This is a genomic window from Citrobacter sp. TBCS-14, from assembly GCF_005280805.1.
Lineage (GTDB): Bacteria > Pseudomonadota > Gammaproteobacteria > Enterobacterales > Enterobacteriaceae > Citrobacter > Citrobacter gillenii.
On record NZ_SZWM01001231.1, the window covers coordinates 342 to 583 of the forward strand.

Genomic DNA, 242 nt, shown 5'->3' on the forward strand with positions numbered 1-242 from the left:
AGCCAGTCACTGTTCTGCGGCGCAAGATACGCCATCAGCAGGTAGCACACACACCCTTGTAGCAGTCCGATAAAGATCATGCCCCAGCGGGTCGTTGGTGAAAGCTCAACACTGTCCATGTCGTTTTCCAGAAAGAAGAGAAAATCTAATTATCGCATCAACTTCACAAATATGAGTATTTGTCGGTCCATTTCGGAGCCCAACTGCGCGAGGTGAATCGATATTGTTTATGTTTGAGTTAC

At 46.7% G+C, this 242-nt stretch carries 1 protein-coding gene; it reads right to left on the bottom strand.

Features of this window, described 5'->3' with window-relative positions; genetic code table 11:
* Nucleotides 1-119 (bottom strand): hypothetical protein (locus tag FDX22_RS32245; protein ID WP_255433086.1); only part of this gene is annotated, 119 nt, incomplete at its 3' end.
* Nucleotides 120-242: the final 123 nt, after the last annotated feature.